This is a genomic window from Armatimonas sp., assembly GCF_043757465.1.
Classification (GTDB): domain Bacteria; phylum Armatimonadota; class Armatimonadia; order Armatimonadales; family Armatimonadaceae; genus Armatimonas.
Genome location: NZ_JAYVPL010000124.1, coordinates 74145 through 90713, shown reverse-complemented (window position 1 = coordinate 90713; position 16569 = coordinate 74145). Strand labels below are relative to the sequence as shown.

The window sequence follows — 16569 nt, the reverse complement described above, 5'->3', positions numbered from 1 at the left end:
TCATCGGTAGAGAGTCAAAACTTCCTCCGTAGACACGCGACAACTTTCGATTGTATACTGAATTCCTCATCCTTGCCAACTGAAGAACCGATGAACAGGTACCAATGACAGCCTTACCCTCCTCTATGGACACCCTACCGCGTCGTACTCAAGCGCTCGGCGCACTGGGGGGCGGTGCGCTAGCGGCTTTTTGCCTGACCCTAGTCAACCGCTACACGGGCGCCTACGCCAACCTCCCCACCGTTGGGTCCGTTCCTAGTCATTTTCTTTCTCTTGTCTATCTGGCGGCGCTACTGGCAGCATTACTGCTCCTGGCGCGGGGCGCGGCGCAGCTAAAACAGAGCACGCCGTTTCTGTTGCTGGTGGGCCTGGCCTGCGCCCTGCCTATGGGTGGCGTCCTGCTGGCCAACTACTGGCACTTTCCGTCGTCGCTCGCACTGAGCCTGACGGCTAACAATCTGTTTTTGCCGATTGGTGCCGTGCTGGTGGGCTCCGCCATAGGCCGCATTATCAAGCACCCCAACACGCTTCTCGCGGCCTCTGGCTTTGCTATCTTCTTTGATTTAGTGGTCGTGGGCATGGGGACTGTCGCTCAGGTCCTCAAGTCCAACTCCAATATTATCTCGGCGGTCTCCGTGGGAGCGGGTGGGAATGTGCCTGTGCCTCCCTGGGCGAAATCCGTCCCTCTTGTCTCCGCAGTGACGATTGGCCCCGCCGATGTGCTCTTTCTGGCGATGTTTCTGGCGGCGGTGGCCCAGCTTCCTCGGCTCAAGCCCGAGTGGGCGCTTTCTCTGGGCCGCACGGTGCGCTGGATGTACGCTCTGCTCCTAGCCGCGCTGGTGCTGGTGGAGACGACCAGCCTGCCGGTGCCCGCGCTGGTGCCGATGGGCCTTGCCGTGCTGATCGCCAATGTCCGCCACGGAGCGTTCACCAAACAGGAGAAGCGCGATCTCTGGATCGGGGCGGTATTTGCGATTCTCTGCTCCTTTGGGATTGTTGCTTACGGGAAGTTTTTTGCTGCAAAGACCGCTCAAGCTGCTCCCCAGGGCCGTGTCCCCAAGTGGGGTTGGCAGACAGGAATCGTCCGCGAGACCGGTGAGCGCTTCGTGGCAACGGTGCTCCCGGAGATGCCGATTGCGCAGGCGGGGATCAAGCCCGGTGATGTGATCGAGAGCCTCAATGGCATCAAGACCGCAACGCTTCAGCGAGACGAAGACCTGCTCAAGGTGCTGGATGCCTCGGAGAAGACGGGGCTGACTATCCGATTGCGACGTCTCGGGGAGAAGAAGCCGCTGGACGTTCGAGTGACACTTCCATGACCAGTCTCACGCTTGGGCTGGTCTTTGTGGCATCGTTTGTAGCAGGCGGGGTGAACTCCGTGGCGGGCGGTGGGACACTGCTTACTTTCCCGGTGCTTCTTTCCGGGGGCCTAGACTCTATTGTCGCCAATGCCACCAACTCCGCCGGGCTGGCTCCAGGCGCGCTGACCTCATTTTTGGGCTACCGAAAAGAGCTGGCGAACTTGCGCCACCTGATGCTCCCACTGGCGCTGCTCGCGCTGGTCGGGGCAACTGCCGGGGCACTCTTGCTTCTGGCAACCCCCACGCGCCTCTTTGACCGCTTGATCCCGTTTCTGATTCTCTTGGCGACTTTACTTTTTGCCTTTCAAGACAAGCTCAAAAAGCTCGGGAAAGCCCCCACAGAGGGCACGCTGGAGCGCATCACACCGGGAATTGCCGCCTACTTACTTTGTGTGGCGGTCTATGGTGGCTACTTCGGGGCGGGGATCGGAATTCTAACGCTGGCGGCGCTGGGAATGCTGGGGATGAAGGAGATCCACCAGATGAACGGCCTCAAGACGGTCTTCACGGGAGGGCTGAATGTGGTTGCCTCCGTGGTGCTTCTGCTCAATGGAAAAGTGGACTTAAAAATCGCCGCCCTGATGACGGTCGGGGCGATGCTGGGCGGCTGGCTGGGGGTTGGGGGGGCACGTAAGCTCGGCGCGAGCAATGTCCGCAAGCTCGTGATCCTGATCGGAATCGCGCTCTCGGTGCAGACACTGCTCCGCTACTGGGTGCTATAGGCGCACGACTTCGCCCGTTGCTGCCGATTTCAGCGCCGCCTCAATCACCTGCATTCCGGCACGGGAGTCCGCAAGGGGAACGGCGATGGGCGCGTTGCCCGCCAGATGCTCGGCGACATTCTCGTAGAAGCTGCGCCAGCGGCCGGGAAGTGTGGTGATCTTGCGCTCGTTCTTGCCATCGTGGAGGAGACCGTAGTTCTCGGGCGGCTCCACGGCGCTGTCTATATCTCCGGCGATCATGGCTTTCTCCTGAGGGTCTAGGCCGTACTTCACAAAAGTGGCGCGGCTGCCGTGCACGCGAAAGCGTGGCTTGGAGAGCGCACTCATCCCCGAGAGATCGGCGATTCCCGTGGCTCCGTTGGCAAAAGTGACCACGATCAGCGCCTCGGAGTCAATGTCGCTGCCGTCGTAGTCGCGGCGCAGGCGGCAATAAACACTCTCAGCAGGGGAGTTTTGCAGCGTGAGCAACTGATCCACCAGATGTGCTCCCAGATCGAAGAAACGCCCCCCGCCCATCGCCGCCGCGCCACGCCAGCCGCCCCACGCTCCGAAGCCCTGCCAAGCCAGCTCCATCCAGCGCACACTGCCCAGCTCGCCGCTCTGCATGAGGTGCTTGACCGTTAAGTAGTCGCCGTCCCAGCGCCGGTTCTGAAAGACCGTGAGCAGCTTCTTGTTGCGCTCTGCGGCAGCGAGCATCTGGTCACACTCCTCCAGCGAGAGGCACATGATCTTATCGGTCACCACGTGCTTGCCCGCATCGAGCGCCGCCACCGCCTGTGCGCAGTGCACCACGGACGGCGATGCCAGCACCACGAGGTCCACGACCTCGTCGGCCAGCGCGTCCTCCAAGCTCTCATAGGCGATGCAGCCCCGATCACGCACAATCCGCTCGCGTGTCTGTGGGTCACGCGAGGCGATCCCGTGGAGCTTCAGCCCCGGTGTCAGCCCGACTAAGTAGCTATGAAAACACCGTCCCGCAAAACCGTAGCCGATCACGGCAACATTGAAAGGTCCCATGCCGCCAGAATTCGCGCAAAGCGGGGCGAAGTCCTGCCGGAGTGAATCACCGAGGTGATCTTTCAGTCCACAAACACAAACTCGCTGGTGTTGAAGAGCAGGCGGCAGAGGTTTTCGAGGCCGTTTTTCTGGACATAGGCCAGCGCGTCTGTCTGCTCCATGATGCTGGGCGAGCGGCCTAGCGCGAGCCGAAACGCTTCAGCAACCTGCCGCTCTTTGGGGAGAGCGGCCAAGCGTTTGGCGAAACGCTCGGACTGGTCAATGAGAAACGTGTCGCACTGGCTTGCCGCCCCGGACATAAAGAGCTGCACCACCCGCTTCGCCTTTGGTTTATGGTGCAGCTTCTGGTTCTCTAAGACCATCAGCGCCAGTGCATCTAGCATAAAAATTACTCCCGCAGAAAATTACGCGAATGTACTCCGTGTTTCCTGCACCCTGCACCCGAAAAGCCACACAAGCGATACAATAGAGCCGCATGGAACCGACCACTTCCCTTGACCATGACCGGCTTTTTAAAGAGCTTCTGACAACCTTCTTTACGGACTTTGTCGCGGCGTTCTTGCCTGATGTCGCGGCGTATCTCGACCCGACTAGTGTCGAGTTTCTAGACAAAGAGGTCTTCACGGATATTACCCAGGGCCAGCGCTACGAGTCCGATCTGGTAGTGAAGGCAAGGTTTCAGGGGCAGGAGGCGTTTTTCCTCTTGCTAGTCGAGAACCAGTCCACGCCCCAGTCACACTTTCCCAAGCGCATGTTTACCTATTTTGCTCGGTTCCACGAGAAGTTCGATCTGCCTGTCTACCCCGTGGTTCTGTACTCGTTTGATCGGCCCCGGCGTAAGCAACCGGGAACTTACCAGGTGGCCTTCCCACGCTTTGTGGTGAACCGTTTCCAGTTCCGGGTGATCCAGCTCAACCGCCTGCGCTGGCGCGACTACCTGAGCCAGCCGAACCCTGCGGCCACAGCGCTGATGGCCAAGATGCAGATTTCAGGACGGGATCGGGTTCGTGTCAAGCTCCAGTGCCTTCGACTGATCGCGACCCTTAAGCTCGACCCAGCACGCTCGCAGCTCATCGCTGGGTTTGTCCATAGCTATCTGCGCCTCAGCGCACAAGAGCAACCGTTTTTTGAGAGAGAGTTGGGGATACTTCCCCAAGAGGAAAAAGAAAAAATGATAACGTTAACCAACGAATGGATTGAAAAAGGCGAGGCCACAGGTGAGGCTAAAGGCGAGCGTGGAGTGATTCTAAGACTCGGGACCAAGCGCTTTGGAGAGCCCGATGCCACCGTGCGCACTGTCCTGGAAGCCGCCGATCTGCCACGCTTGGAGGTTCTGGTAGACCGCCTGCTGGAAGTGGAGTCCTGGCAAGAGCTACTCGCGGACTGACAATGCAAACACAGAGCCAGAAAGAGCGATTTCAGCTTCGCCCTAGCAAGCTGATCGTAGGCGTGGGAGGGGTGCTCTTCGGGTACTGTCTCCTTTTTTATTGGATGTCAGCTCCGGTGTTGTTTGGCATGCTTTTCTTTGGTGTCACGGTGCTCCCTACTCTTTCTCTTTTTGTGTGGGCCTACCGAGCTACCGTCGTCACCAATGAGAACGGCTTGCGCTGGCGGCACTTTGGCGGCTGGCAGGAGGCGCGTTGGGACGAGATCGAGGACTATTTCATCGTGTCTGGAGAGAAGGGTTCGGGCAGAACAAACTACCTGCGCTTTCAGGATGGTCGTACGCTGCAACTCAGCCTGACTCTCTGGAGCGACCAGGCTGCACTTCTGGCACTGGTAGCGCAAAAAGCGACACACGCGAAGCCGTCGGGATGGCTGCTGCGTGGCAAAGAGGGAACGATCACCGGGCAACATGCCTTTCGGTACAAAAGCAAGAAGCGCCGGGAGCACTTTGAGGCCGATGAGCAGAGCGTTACCTACTTCGACGGCCACACGCTCCACTCCGCCGCCTGGAGTGATGTGCTCGCGCTCCACGATCCGCAGGTGGTCTTTCAGCGCTCGGTCTACACGCTCGAAACCCGCGACTGGGGTGCCTCGTTTACATCAGCGCTGAAAGAGCACACCCTTCTGCGGGCGATGGTGCGCCAGTACGCCCCGCATCTCTCTATCGCCCGTCTCCGAATCCCGCCGCGTGAGCTTTTGGTGCCCACGGAGCGCGACGGCGGCAAGCGCATTTTTCACTACCAGACCCGCACCAACCGCCGTACCGTGGGCCTCTGGCTGTGCACTGGTCTGGTCTGGTGGGTACTAGCTGGCCTGGTCTGGTGGGTGCTGCGAGGCTTGGAATTTGAGGACGACAACCGCACCGTTTTTGCCCTGTTGGCTCTGGGGGGAGCCTCACTCTTCACTTGGGTCGTTGCGCTCTGGAGCTATAAAGCCGAACGGATCATCGTGGATCGTGAGTCGGTGACGCAGGTTAGAGTTCAATGGCAGCGCCGGGTGTTCTTTGAGCAGATCAAAGAAATCGAGACAGGGCTTGAGCGAGATACAGTGGTCACGCACAACGGCGAGCGTCCGATCTCCTGGCGGCACTCGCTTGCCAATGTCGTTGAGCTGCGTGAGGAGATTGAGAAGCACCTACGGGCCAGGAGCTGATCCCGGCCCTTGGGTTACTTTTTAAACTTAATGGTCGCGGTGCTGGAGCCCTTGCCGCCCGTACCAGTGGCGGAGACCTCGGCGGTAAAGATCAGCCCCGTCAGCTCCTTGGGGACGCGTAGCAGAATCGGCTCGGTGGCCCAGTGGCCACTGGCATCGGCCTTGGTGGTGATCTCCCCGATCAGGCCCGACGCGGCGAGGATATTGGCACGCTTGCCCGCGTAGCGCACCGTCACTTTGACGGTGGCGTTCGGAAGACAGCGCCCCGAGAGCACCACACTGCCGCCGACATTGGCACCATCTTGCGGCTGGTCAATGATCGGAATGTCGGGTGGCCCCGCTGTGACCGTAATCGTGTTGTTTGCCTTGAGCGTCGCGGTTCGTCCCCGCAGGTCGGTGACCGTGACACTCACCGGTGCGGCGACCATGACATCTTGTTTCTGAACCGTGTAGCTACCGACATAGACCCCCGGGGAGTCCTCCTTGAGCGGCTGGTCTTTGACTTTAACCCCGAGAGAGAAAGTCGCTCTAGAGCCCGCCGCGCCCGCCGCCTTGATGGTCAGAATATCGCCGAAGTTGAGCGGTCGGTCGTCCGGGAGCGCCACCACCGACGAGAGCATCACGGTGGCAACGACGCTGAAGCGCCACTCGCGGCTGGTCTCATTTCCGGCGGCATCCCGTGCGGTAAGCTTGGCGGTGATGGAGCCTTGCGCCAGATCGGTCTGGGGCTGGTAGGTGAAGAATGTGTCGCTGAAGATGGCGCGCGCCGTGACATCCTCGCCATTGACCAGAAGCTGCATCTTATGCGGGTCGCTGCCACTGCCCATGTCCGAGTAGGTTCCCGTGAAGTTCGGGCGGGCATCCGTCAGATCACTGCCCTCCGTGGGAGTGAAGGTTCCCAGCGTGGGCCCGATCGCGTCAATGGCAAAGGTCTCCGCCGTCGCCACGGTGGGCGACGAGAGCGTGTCCACCATCAGCGTTGCTAGGGCGGTGGTGTCCTTGAGCGAAACTCCCGCCGGGATCGTGAGATTAGCGACATAGTTGCCCGGTGTCGTTTCCACAAGAGGTAGCGCCTCCGCACCAGGGACGCCGGGGACGCGGAGCACGCCCTTGGCTGCGGGAGTTCCCACGACTGCGAAAGTGATCGTGTCGCCCGCTTTGACCCATTTTTTCCCGACATTGTGGCTTACCTTGAGCACCTCGACCTTGGGAATCACAGGCTTCTCGGCCTCAAGTACGGCCAGAGCGACGGCGCGATGGGTTATGGGGTTGACCCGCAGGCTGACCCGCTCGCCCGACTTTATCTCGCTCAGGCTAGAGGGATTGCCTAGCTTCTTCACCTCGGCGAGGGTCTCGACCTCGGCAGGAGCACCGTCGGTAAAGAGCGCGATCCAGCGGTTGCCCAGTGCCTCCAGGCTCTTGATCACCCCGATCCGCTCCTCGTAGCTGACCTCGATCACAAATGCACGGCCCTGGCTGTCGCGCTTTACCTGAACAAAATCGCCACTCTTGAGGGCGCTCAGCTCCTGGCGCACCTGAGGAGAGCTCCCCGCCTTCACCAGCACAATGGCATCCGGAGCCAGCATCAAAACTTCCGCAAGCCCGGCGTCCGGCTGTACGGTCAAGCTACCGGTTGTCATCGCCGTCAGGGTGCCCGCGACTGCATCCGTTTTTACAAGGGGGCTGGAGGGCGCAGGCGGTGTCGCGGCCTTGATCTCATCGGGCGTGAGTCCCTTTACGGGAATAATAATGGGCTTTTCCTCCGCTGGGCCGGGCCGGGTTCCGCCGACACCCGTGCTGGCGACGGGCCGTGCGCCTGTGAGGTTGATCGCGACCAGGCGCGCATTGGCATCCCACTTCACTTTCGCCCCAAAGGCCTCCGAGAGAAAGCGCAGCGGGAGCATGGTGGTTCCCGCAATGTTCTGCGCGGGCGTGGGGAGGCTCTTGGGCTTACCATTCACATAGCCCACGGACTCACCGAGCTGGATCGAAATATTGGTCTCCCCACGCGATGCCGTGATGATGCGGGTCTTGGGCAAGAACTGCACTGCCGCCCCGAGCTGCTCAAAGACCTCGCGCAGCGGCACCAGAATGCTTCCATCGGGCGCTTGGATCGGTCCCTGCTTGGGAAAAGCCACCGGGCTCCCGTTCACCGTCACCGAGATCCCTTGCGCCCATGCCACACTGCTGGACAGACTCGCGACGGCCAGGCTCACCGCCAAAAACGCTTTCTTCATACCCGCCATTTTACCAGAGTGGAGGAAATAAAAATTCGGCACGAATTCTGGCTTTTTGCTATAATTACTTTATCTTTACTCAGTGAATTGAGTAGGTATCAGGAGGGTTTGATAATGTCGGTTTCTCAACGAAGGGAAAATAGCCCTAAGTCTCAAGGATTTACCTTGATCGAACTACTTGTGGTCATCGCGATTATCGCGATTCTTGCCGCAATTCTCTTTCCTGTTTTTGCTAAGGCGCGTGAGTCCGCGCGCAAGACGGCCTGCATGAGCAACCTGAAACAAATTGCTCTCGCGGCGATTATGTACGCTCAGGACTACGATGAGATGTTTCCTGGCAGTGGGGGAAATGCCTCAAATACAGGGCCGGGAGGGATCTCCGTGGACTGGGGCTTCCCCGATGCTCGTGTGCGGTGTGTCGCGCCTTTCAATGTGACGGCGACCAACTGTGTCTACGGCCCTTTGATGTACAACGGACTGCCTAAGGGCTACTGCTGTGTTTGGCAGGGCGGCGGCTCGGCGATGGCAAGGCCGTACTTCAAGTCCGATATGGCGGTCTTCTGCCCGAACCAGAATAAGATCCCAGGCAATCCCTCGGAGTACAGCTACAACCTGAACTATCAGTGGCTAGGCCCACTGGCGCGAATTGACTTTCCGGCGCAGAAAGTGCTGGTGATCGAGACCTACACGGTGCACGATGGCGATAGAAATGTTCGCTACTGCTGCACGGGGCCAGCGGCGTGGGACATGATGGCCTTTGTGGACGGGCACGTGAAGCTGACCCGCCTGGATCGTGGCTGCGCGAAGTTGACAATCCGCAACTCCAACCCCGTCTGCGCAAACTGGTACGCTTGTAACTCCGCAAGCTGTTGCCCGGAGAACTACGGCTGCTCAGGTGCCAGTGGGAGTGTCCCTGACTTCCCGTAGGACTCTTCCCTGCCGGGGACTTTTCGTTCCCGGCAGGTTTCACCAATTGCGCAGTTTCCAGACCTCGAGCTCGTCGTTCTGGAAAATCAAAACCCCCCGCTCTCGTGCGAGGCGCTGACTAAACCGAACCTGATTTTCCGTGGGAAAGAGGCTGGGTGGTGGTTGCTCCCTGCGGCCAACAACGACATGAGTGAGCCGAGCACGCATCACATCGGCGGTGAAATCATCGTAGCGCGTGAGGCGAATGGCGCCCTGGAGATAGGGGTGTGGCAACCAGCAGGATCTCTCGCAGTAGTAGGCGGTGTCGGCTACCAGAAGGATGCGGGCGTTTTTCGGGGTTGTCTGGTTGATCCAGATCAGAACCGGATAGAGGGAGAGCTGCTGCGTGAGGTAGGTCGCGCGCGCCGCTTTGCCTCCCAAAATGGCCGGAAGTGCGGCCGGAAGCTGACGTATCTGAAGAACTCCCCCCCCTAGCACAGCCACACTGGCCAGCCAGAGTGGTGCTCGTAATGTGTGCAGACGGAGCGCCACGAGGAGGATCACCACGGGCAGAAGCGGGAGCAGGTAGCGTGGATAGGGGCCGACCAGCCAGAGGGAGAGCGCCAGAAGGCCTGCTAGGATCCAAGCGAGGCGTTGCTGTAGCGCCTCGGCTCGCCTCCAGAAAAATCCCCCACCCAGCACTGTGAGAATAAGCCCCCCACGAATTGCTTGCCGCGTGGCCGCATTCCAGCTCTGACCACTGCCCCAGTTGTAGAGCTGGTTGAACGTGAGAAAGATCCTGGAGAGCTCCGCCGACCAGTCGCGAGTCGGGAAGATGCTGGCTAGGGTTGGGTAGAGCGGATTACCTGTCAGGCACCAGGCGCGGAGCAGATAGGGGGCTATTGGAGCGAACGTCAGAACCAGGAAGATCACGCGGTCGCGGGGGCTTCGGGGGCCGCTTGCGAGAAGTAAACCCAGCCCGAGAAAAACTCCGGTGAGCTTGAACGAGGCCGCGAAGCCGCTCAGAAGCGCCGCCAGTAGCCAGAGCCGCCGGTCGTTGCGCTGTACTGAGAGGACAAAAGCCAGCAGTGCTGCCGCCGTCTGAAACGCGACTCCCAGGTCCACGTAGGCCGCACAAAACTCACCCCGCCCCAGAAGCAACAGCGCTGCTCCGGCCAGTAAGCCCGCACCACGGCTTCCCAGAGCGATTCCGAGTGCGGCCAGAGTGCCCAGCGCCAGTCCCCCCAGCGCAAAATGCAGGAGCTTGGCTGCAGTGTCGCTCCAAAGAGCCAGCGGGAGGCCAAAGAGCATGTCCACGCCCATTGGCCACTGGGTCATGGTGAGCGTCGGCAGGTAGTCCAGCCGCCCCGTTATCAGCCAGCGCCGGAGCGCCGTCAAGTGGTAGAACTGTCCATCGTGATCCGTCACGGGAGCCACTGCAAAGGGAAAAAAGCAGAGGAGCGCAAGAGCGAGTGCCCACTCCAGTGGCTCCCGAGGGATGAAACGCAGCCGTGGCAGGGGGGAAAACTCCCGCCGTGCCCCGAGCGCTAGTAGCAGCAGGGTTACCAGGATCGGCAGCGGCTTTGCCAGGCCAAGTGTGCCAAGACCGAAGAAAACGAACTGTAGGCTCCCTAACCCTATAGCTAATTCGAGCAGAGTGTTATCTTGATCGTAGCGCCCCCGCCCGATCTGCCGCCCGAGCGCACGCGCCAGCCAGAGCAGGGCCAGCACAAAAGGCGGATCGGTGAACAACGAGCAAGGTAGCACAGACTAGATGATCGGCTTGCTTGACAGGCTTTCTCACCAGCGATAGAATTTGTGAACAAGTTCACAAAGTTAGGCAAACCGATGGCAACGTCAAGTTTTATGCATAAATATCTCCAGCATGGAGAACTGGCGGGGATCTACGACAAAGTAATGGAGGGCAAGCGGCTCTCCTTTGACGATGGCCTTGCGCTCTGGAAGTCCGATGACCTCACCGCCATCGGCGCACTCGCCAATATTGTCCGCGAGGCCAAGAACGGCAACGATACCTACTACGTCCGCAACCAGCACATTAACTACACGAATCTCTGTAACAAGGGCTGTAAGTTCTGCTCGTTCTATGCCCAAAAAGACGGTCCCTCAGCCTACACGATGAGCATGGAGCAGGTGCGCGAAAAACTGGAGCGCACGCGCCACTTGCCCGTCACGGAAATTCATATGGTGGCGGGCATCAATAAAAAGCTGCCCTATTCCTACTACTTAGAGCTGCTCGATACCGTCAAGGCCACCCGCCCCGAGGCGCATATCAAGGCCTTCACGATGGTGGAGCTCCTACACATTCAAACCCTCGCCCAGAAACCCATGACCGAGATGCTGCTAGAGCTCAAGGCACACGGGCTCTGTAGCCTGCCCGGTGGCGGCGCGGAGATTCTCACGGATCGTGTGCATGATGCGATCTTCCCCCGCAAGGAGACCGCCGCCGAGTGGCTCGAAACGGCAAAAACGGCGCACCGCGCGGGTCTGCACACCAACGCGACCATGCTCTACGGGCACATCGAAACACTAGAGGAGCGCGTGATCCATACGATGAAGCTGCGCGAGGCTCAGGACGAAACCGGCGGCTTTCTGACCTTTATCCCTCTCGCGTTTTCCAGTAAGGGGACGAAGCTCTCGCATATTCCCAGCACCACGGGCTATCTGGATCTGAAGGCCGTGGCTATCGGGCGACTGATGCTCGATAACTTCCCGCACATCAAGGCGTTTTGGATGATGATCACCCCACCGGTTGCACAGACTGCTCAGTGGTATGGTGCCGATGACATTGACGGCACGATTGTGGAGTACGTCATCACCCACGAGATCGCCGACGAAAACGAGGAGCAGAACCTCAGCCAGCGCCAGCTTGTGCAGATGATTGTCGAGGCGGGCCGTGATCCCGTCGAGCGCGACCCGCTCTACAACATCATCGAGCGCACAGATAGCCGCACGTTTTTAGAGCAGCCCCATCGCCTAGCACTTCCGATGCTGTAAAGACTAGAGAGGGAAGATAAGTGTCACACGAGTTCCCTGAGACAGCTTGCTCTCTACCTTCAGCTCTCCTTGGAGCGCGGTCACGATTCCTTTGCACAGCGAGAGACCTAGCCCCGCGCCGCCGTGGGTGCGGGCACGGGCGGTGTCAGGTCGGTAAAACGGGTGCCCTAGTTTCTCCAAGTGCTCCGGGGCGATGCCTTCCCCGGTATCGGTGATGGTGAGGATCAGTGTGGTTGTGTCTAGGGTGGCTTCGACAACAATTTTGCCCTCGGCGGGGGTGTGGCGCAGGGCATTGCTGATGAGATTGCTGAGGAGGCGCACGACGAGCTGGGGATCCGTGTGGACGTGAAGATTCTCCGGGATGTCGAGTAGAACAGGGGCTGCTAGGCCCTCATGGAGAGCACGGGCATCCGTGATGGCGCACGCGATAGGCTCGCTCAGGAGCACTTTCTGGCGTACGACAGGTAGAGTGCCGTTCTCCGTGCGGGCTAGCAGCAGAAGATCACTCACCAGGCGGGCAGCACGGTCAGCGGCTTCGTCAGCCCCCGTGAGAGCCTGGCGTTGCGGAGCGCTGAGCTCACTCTCTAGTAGCAAGCTCGTTGTGGCTTTAATCACCGCAAGCGGCGTCCGTAGCTCATGACTGGCATCAGCGGTGAAGCGTTTCTGGCGCGTAAAAGACGCTTCCAGGCGAGCGAGCATCTGGTTGAGGACTTTGGCCTGCCGGTCTAATTCGTCATCGCCGCCGGGTTCAGGCAGGCGACGGGTAAGATCCGCGGCTGCCAGCTGCTCCGCCGCGTCGGTCAGGGCGCGGACGGGAGCCAGTGCCCGGTGAGTCAGGAGCGCCGCGCCGCTCAGGGTGATGAGGAGCGCCATGGGGGAGAGCAGGAGAAGCGCTTGGTCTACCCCACGCAGGGCAATGGCAAGCGAGGTCAGGCGTGCACCTGTCTGAATGACGGCGATAATGGTGCCATCATCCGCGCGGACCGGCATGGACAGAATACGCACCGGCCATCCCTCGACCTCTTCGTCGGCGTAGACCAGCTCACCTTGGATGGCCCTCTCAAAGCTGCGCTGGGAGAGCGGCAGGGGACCGCCTCGTCGTACAGGCAGGCGGCGGGGGGCGATCAGAGTCACGGTGTCGGGGGAGAAAGGCAGGGGGACAGGTAGGCGGTGGCCTCCGGGGCGTAGCCAGGGAGGATCTGCGGCTAGGGGCTGGGCCAGGGGGAGTGCCTGATCGAAGAGTGTTCGGTCTAGCGCACTGTGCAAAAGCTTTGCCGTGAGGAACCGAACGGCGAGGGTAAAGAGGAGCAGTGCGAGTGCCGCAAACGCCGCGTTGCCCCAGAGAATCTTCTGGCGTACGGAGAGGCTCATGAAGGCTCCGTCTCGCGCTTCGGATCGCGCAAGAGGTAGCCACGACGGTGGACGGTGTGGACCAGTTTCTCGGGCTCCAGCTTGCGCCGCAGAGCCGCTAAGTGCACCTCCACCGTGTTGGGGGTGCTCTCCCAGTCGCCCCAGAGATTCAGGATGGTTTCCTTACTAACAACATGTCCCTCGCGGCTGGCGAGCACTTCCAGCAGATCGTACTCGCGCGGAGTTAGGGGCAGCAGCTCCCCGGCACGGGTCACTTCTCGCACTTCCGTATCAATTTCGAGCTCCCCCACATGAATGCAGCGCCGCCGCTGACCCCGTCCCCGCCGGATCAGCGCCGCAATGCGAGCCCGCAGCTCCGGAAAGGCAAAGGGCTTCACGAGGTAGTCGTCGGCACCCAGCTCTAGCCCGCGCACCCGGTCGTCAATGTCATCGCGCGCCGTGAGCATCAGAATGGGGGTGGCATCGCGCCGGTCACGCAGCCCTCGGCAGACGGACCAGCCGTCGCGGCCCGGCAGCATGAGATCGAGAAGAATCACTGCCCAGCCTCCCTCGCACGCGCGCTCGTAGCCCGCAGTGCCACTCTGACACCAAGTGACCTCGTAGCGTGCCAGCTCCAGTCCCTGAACCACGACTCGACCCAGCAGAATTTCGTCCTCGATGAGCAAAAGCCGCATGGGGTTATTATAGGCTAGATCACTGAAGAAACCCTGAAGAGAGTTTTGTCAGGCTCTGCCCTTGGGGAAAGTCGCTCTGCGACTGGGAATCTTTTTTATGCTAGAATGCCGCCACAGTGGAGAAGGCATGATAAGTAAGCAGACAACACCCGCCTGGGCGGCGCACCAGGCACTGGCTCAGAGTTCTTTCTGTCGGGGGTTAGCTTGGCGACCTGTGGGGCCGGTGAAGATCGGGGCGCGGGTCGAGGCGATTGCGATTCCTCCGGGAGATACAGGGAGGATCTACGCTGGGGTGGGCTCGGGCAATCTCTGGAAGACGGTGAATAACGGCCTTACTTGGCGGCCTCTTTTCGAGCATGAGAGCGCTTTTGCCATCGGGGATGTGGCCGTCTCGCAGAGTCATCCGAGTGTGGTCTGGGTGGGCACGGGGGAGGCGCAGCCACGGTACGCGGGGTACGCCTATCCGGGCACGGGGGTCTTTAAGTCCGTTGACGGTGGCGCGTCGTGGAAGCACTTAGGGCTGGAGGCGACCCATCATATCGCGAAGGTCTTGCTCCACCCGACCAACCCGAGTATCGCCTATGTCGCCGCGCTGGGAAAGCAGTGGATACCCAGCCCCGAGCGCGGGGTCTACCGGACGCTCGATGGTGGGGCGCACTGGGAGAAAGTGCTCTTTATTGACGAGGTCACGGGCGTGGTGGATCTTGCGCTCGATCCCAAAGACCCCAACACGCTCTATGCCTGGGCATGGCAAATCGAGGAAGGGCGGCGCGGCGGGCTCTTTAAATCTCGTGATGCTGGCAAGACCTGGCGGCGTCTGACGAAGGGCCTCCCTACCGGGCCGCTGGGCCGGGCGAGTATCGCGGTTGCGCCGAAGAGTCCCAAGATCGTTTACCTGTTTCTCGACAACCGTGCACCGAGCACGCAGAAAGACAGGCCGTTTATGGGCGGCGAGGTCTACCGCTCTGAGGACGCTGGCGAGAGCTGGCGCAAGGTAAACACCGACGACCTCTACGATGTCTTTGGGGCGTTTGGCTGGAAGTTCACGGATATCTGCGTGGATCCGCGCGATGCGAACCGTCTCTACATTTTGGGCAATCATGCCTTCCAGTCTCGTGATGGTGGCGCGACATTCCAGCGCCTCGGGGATCGGATCTTGCGGGTGCAGGAGACGCCGGGCCGGGCGCTACACCTGGATCACCATGAGCTGGTCATTGACCCCGCTAACCCGGAGCGCCTTCTTCTGGGCAACGATGGCGGGCTGTTTCTCTCCTACGATGCGGGCGAGAGCTGGCTGCACCTCAATAATATCCCCGTGGCGCAGATGTACTTCGTGGCCACGGATAATCAGACGCCCTACCGAATCTTTGCGGGGACGCAGGACAACGCGGCGCTGGTGGGGCCGAGCGATGCGATCCTGGACGACGCGACCCCCGACCCATGGCGCAGTGTGTATCTGGATCGCTGGACGGGCGGCGATAGCTTTGTCACCCTGCCCGATCCCACCGACGAGCGCTTCGTTTACTACGAGCACCAGAACGGTGCCCTGATGCGCATGGATACCACGGGCAGCTCAATCCTCAGTGGCGGGCCGTCGTCGGAGAGCCTGAGGCCGCGCCTGCCGGGCCTGCGCTTTAGCTGGTACACGCCGTTCTTTATCTCGCCACACAACCCGCGCACGCTTTACCTGGGAGCCAATCAGGTGCTCAAGACGGTGGATAGGGGCGCGACCTGGAGGGCCATCAGCCCAGAGCTGGGGGAGCCAGCGGGCAAGGATCGGGATGCGGTTCCCACGGGGGCACTCACGATGCTGGCGGAGTCGCCGCTGGTGCCGGGAATTCTGGTGGGCGGCACGGAGGGCGGGCGTGTTTGGCTGAGCACCGATGATGGTGCGACTTGGAGCCGCATTGATTCTGGACTGCCGCGCAAGTGGGTGAGCCGGGTGACGCTCTCGCACCACGCCGCCGCGACGCTCTATCTCAGCTTCACCGGCTTTCGGGAGAACGACACGCGGCCCTATGTCTTTATCTCCACGGATACCGGCCGTACCTGGCGCTCCCTTGCCAGCAACCTGCCGCCCGAGTGCGTGAACGTCATTAAAGAAGACCCGACCGATCCCAAGCTGCTCTATGTGGGCACCGATCTGGGGGTCTATCTCTCGCGGGATGCCGGGCAGAGCTGGGAGTCGCTGAGTGCGACCCTGCCCTCCACCCCGGTGCAGGATCTCACGGTGCAGTCGCGCGACAGTGAGCTGGTGATCGGCACCTACGGTCGCGGTGCCTGGATTCTGGATCTCGCTCCGATCCGCAAGCCGACCAGCGAGCCGCTCTTTCTCTACCCGATCCGCGACATCACCCTCGACCCCTTTCCCTGGGATAGTGTCCCCGGCGACCGGCGCGGTCGGCCCATCGCCCGCTTCTCGGTAGTGAGCGACACCGCAGGAGCCGCCACGCTCACCGTGACCAGCGCGTCGGGGAGTGTGGTGCGTCAGTGGCAAGCCAACCTGCTACGTGGAGCCAACACCCTCACTTGGGACCTGCAAACCGAGCACAAGACCGACGTGCCTGCGGGAGTCTACCAAGTTGAGGCAAAGCGAGGCACGCGCCGCACCTCGACAACTCTTACCGTACGTCGCTCTGGAAAGTAAGAACGTGCCTAGCGCGAAATT

General features: G+C 60.7%; 13 protein-coding genes. 7 read left to right on the top strand and 6 right to left on the bottom strand.

Annotation, left to right across the window (positions count from 1 at the left end; all coding sequences use genetic code 11):
• The first annotated feature begins 125 nt into the window (after positions 1–125).
• Positions 126–1319, top strand: coding sequence for a PDZ domain-containing protein (locus ACH2ED_RS17170; RefSeq protein ID WP_395093791.1), 1194 nt, complete (start codon positions 126–128; stop codon positions 1317–1319).
• On the top strand, positions 1316–2083 hold the full coding sequence (locus tag ACH2ED_RS17165) for a sulfite exporter TauE/SafE family protein (protein WP_395093788.1): 768 nt from the start codon (positions 1316–1318) through the stop codon (positions 2081–2083). Before ACH2ED_RS17170 ends, ACH2ED_RS17165 begins: the two co-directional genes overlap by 4 nt.
• On the opposite strand, the gene ACH2ED_RS17160 is transcribed toward ACH2ED_RS17165, so the two are convergent.
• Positions 2078–3100, bottom strand: a complete 1023-nt coding sequence (locus ACH2ED_RS17160) for a Gfo/Idh/MocA family protein (RefSeq protein WP_395093785.1) — start codon at positions 3098–3100, stop codon at positions 2078–2080. The two genes, ACH2ED_RS17165 and ACH2ED_RS17160, sit on opposite strands and share 6 nt — an antisense overlap.
• Before the next feature lie 62 nt (positions 3101–3162).
• The gene (locus ACH2ED_RS17155; protein WP_395093782.1) at positions 3163–3483 is read right to left on the bottom strand and encodes a hypothetical protein; all 321 of its coding nucleotides are present in this window, start codon (positions 3481–3483) and stop codon (positions 3163–3165) included.
• Positions 3484–3575: 92 nt separating this feature from the next.
• Here ACH2ED_RS17155 and ACH2ED_RS17150 point away from each other — a divergent pair, with 92 nt between their 5' ends.
• Together ACH2ED_RS17150 and ACH2ED_RS17145 are read left to right on the top strand one after the other, a co-directional pair.
• Positions 3576–4487, top strand: a complete 912-nt coding sequence (locus ACH2ED_RS17150) for an Rpn family recombination-promoting nuclease/putative transposase (protein WP_395093780.1) — start codon at positions 3576–3578, stop codon at positions 4485–4487.
• A gap of 128 nt (positions 4488–4615) precedes the next feature.
• The gene (locus ACH2ED_RS17145; protein WP_395093778.1) at positions 4616–5698 is read left to right on the top strand and encodes a hypothetical protein; all 1083 of its coding nucleotides are present in this window, start codon (positions 4616–4618) and stop codon (positions 5696–5698) included.
• 14 nt (positions 5699–5712) lie between these two features.
• Here ACH2ED_RS17145 and ACH2ED_RS17140 read toward each other — a convergent pair whose 3' ends face one another.
• Positions 5713–7935: a stalk domain-containing protein gene (locus tag ACH2ED_RS17140; protein WP_395093775.1), complete on the bottom strand. Its 2223-nt coding sequence runs from the start codon at positions 7933–7935 to the stop codon at positions 5713–5715.
• A gap of 114 nt (positions 7936–8049) precedes the next feature.
• On the opposite strand from ACH2ED_RS17140, the gene ACH2ED_RS17135 reads away from it, so the two are divergent.
• Positions 8050–8862, top strand: a complete 813-nt coding sequence (locus tag ACH2ED_RS17135) for a DUF1559 domain-containing protein (RefSeq protein ID WP_395093773.1) — start codon at positions 8050–8052, stop codon at positions 8860–8862.
• Positions 8863–8901: 39 nt separating this feature from the next.
• On the opposite strand, the gene ACH2ED_RS17130 is transcribed toward ACH2ED_RS17135, so the two are convergent.
• Positions 8902–10608 carry a hypothetical protein gene (locus ACH2ED_RS17130; protein ID WP_395093770.1) on the bottom strand — a complete coding sequence of 569 codons (1707 nt, stop codon included), beginning with the start codon at positions 10606–10608 and terminating at the stop codon, positions 8902–8904.
• A gap of 81 nt (positions 10609–10689) precedes the next feature.
• On the opposite strand from ACH2ED_RS17130, the gene mqnE reads away from it, so the two are divergent.
• A complete protein-coding gene (mqnE, locus tag ACH2ED_RS17125) occupies positions 10690–11856 on the top strand; it encodes an aminofutalosine synthase MqnE (RefSeq protein WP_395093768.1) in 1167 nt (388 codons plus the stop codon).
• A gap of 3 nt (positions 11857–11859) precedes the next feature.
• On the opposite strand, the gene ACH2ED_RS17120 is transcribed toward mqnE, so the two are convergent.
• Entirely contained in the window at positions 11860–13227 is a 1368-nt protein-coding gene (locus tag ACH2ED_RS17120) for a sensor histidine kinase (RefSeq protein ID WP_395093765.1), read from the bottom strand.
• A complete protein-coding gene (locus ACH2ED_RS17115) occupies positions 13224–13901 on the bottom strand; it encodes a response regulator transcription factor (protein WP_395093763.1) in 678 nt (225 codons plus the stop codon). The genes ACH2ED_RS17120 and ACH2ED_RS17115 overlap by 4 nt, the downstream gene beginning before the upstream one ends.
• Before the next feature lie 127 nt (positions 13902–14028).
• Between ACH2ED_RS17115 and ACH2ED_RS17110 the strand changes: the two genes are divergently transcribed.
• On the top strand, positions 14029–16548 hold the full coding sequence (locus ACH2ED_RS17110) for a hypothetical protein (protein WP_395093760.1): 2520 nt from the start codon (positions 14029–14031) through the stop codon (positions 16546–16548).
• Positions 16549–16569: the final 21 nt, after the last annotated feature.

Coding starts and splice junctions, on each gene's coding strand:
- ACH2ED_RS17170 (WP_395093791.1), top strand. CDS start 126: ATGGACACCCTACCGCGTCGTACTCAAGCGCTCGGCGCACTGGGGGGC.
- ACH2ED_RS17165 (WP_395093788.1), top strand. CDS start 1,316: ATGACCAGTCTCACGCTTGGGCTGGTCTTTGTGGCATCGTTTGTAGCA.
- ACH2ED_RS17160 (WP_395093785.1), bottom strand. CDS start 3,100: ATGGGACCTTTCAATGTTGCCGTGATCGGCTACGGTTTTGCGGGACGG.
- ACH2ED_RS17155 (WP_395093782.1), bottom strand. CDS start 3,483: ATGCTAGATGCACTGGCGCTGATGGTCTTAGAGAACCAGAAGCTGCAC.
- ACH2ED_RS17150 (WP_395093780.1), top strand. CDS start 3,576: ATGGAACCGACCACTTCCCTTGACCATGACCGGCTTTTTAAAGAGCTT.
- ACH2ED_RS17145 (WP_395093778.1), top strand. CDS start 4,616: ATGCTTTTCTTTGGTGTCACGGTGCTCCCTACTCTTTCTCTTTTTGTG.
- ACH2ED_RS17140 (WP_395093775.1), bottom strand. CDS start 7,935: ATGAAGAAAGCGTTTTTGGCGGTGAGCCTGGCCGTCGCGAGTCTGTCC.
- ACH2ED_RS17135 (WP_395093773.1), top strand. CDS start 8,050: ATGTCGGTTTCTCAACGAAGGGAAAATAGCCCTAAGTCTCAAGGATTT.
- mqnE (WP_395093768.1), top strand. CDS start 10,690: ATGGCAACGTCAAGTTTTATGCATAAATATCTCCAGCATGGAGAACTG.
- ACH2ED_RS17120 (WP_395093765.1), bottom strand. CDS start 13,227: ATGAGCCTCTCCGTACGCCAGAAGATTCTCTGGGGCAACGCGGCGTTT.
- ACH2ED_RS17115 (WP_395093763.1), bottom strand. CDS start 13,901: ATGCGGCTTTTGCTCATCGAGGACGAAATTCTGCTGGGTCGAGTCGTG.
- ACH2ED_RS17110 (WP_395093760.1), top strand. CDS start 14,029: ATGATAAGTAAGCAGACAACACCCGCCTGGGCGGCGCACCAGGCACTG.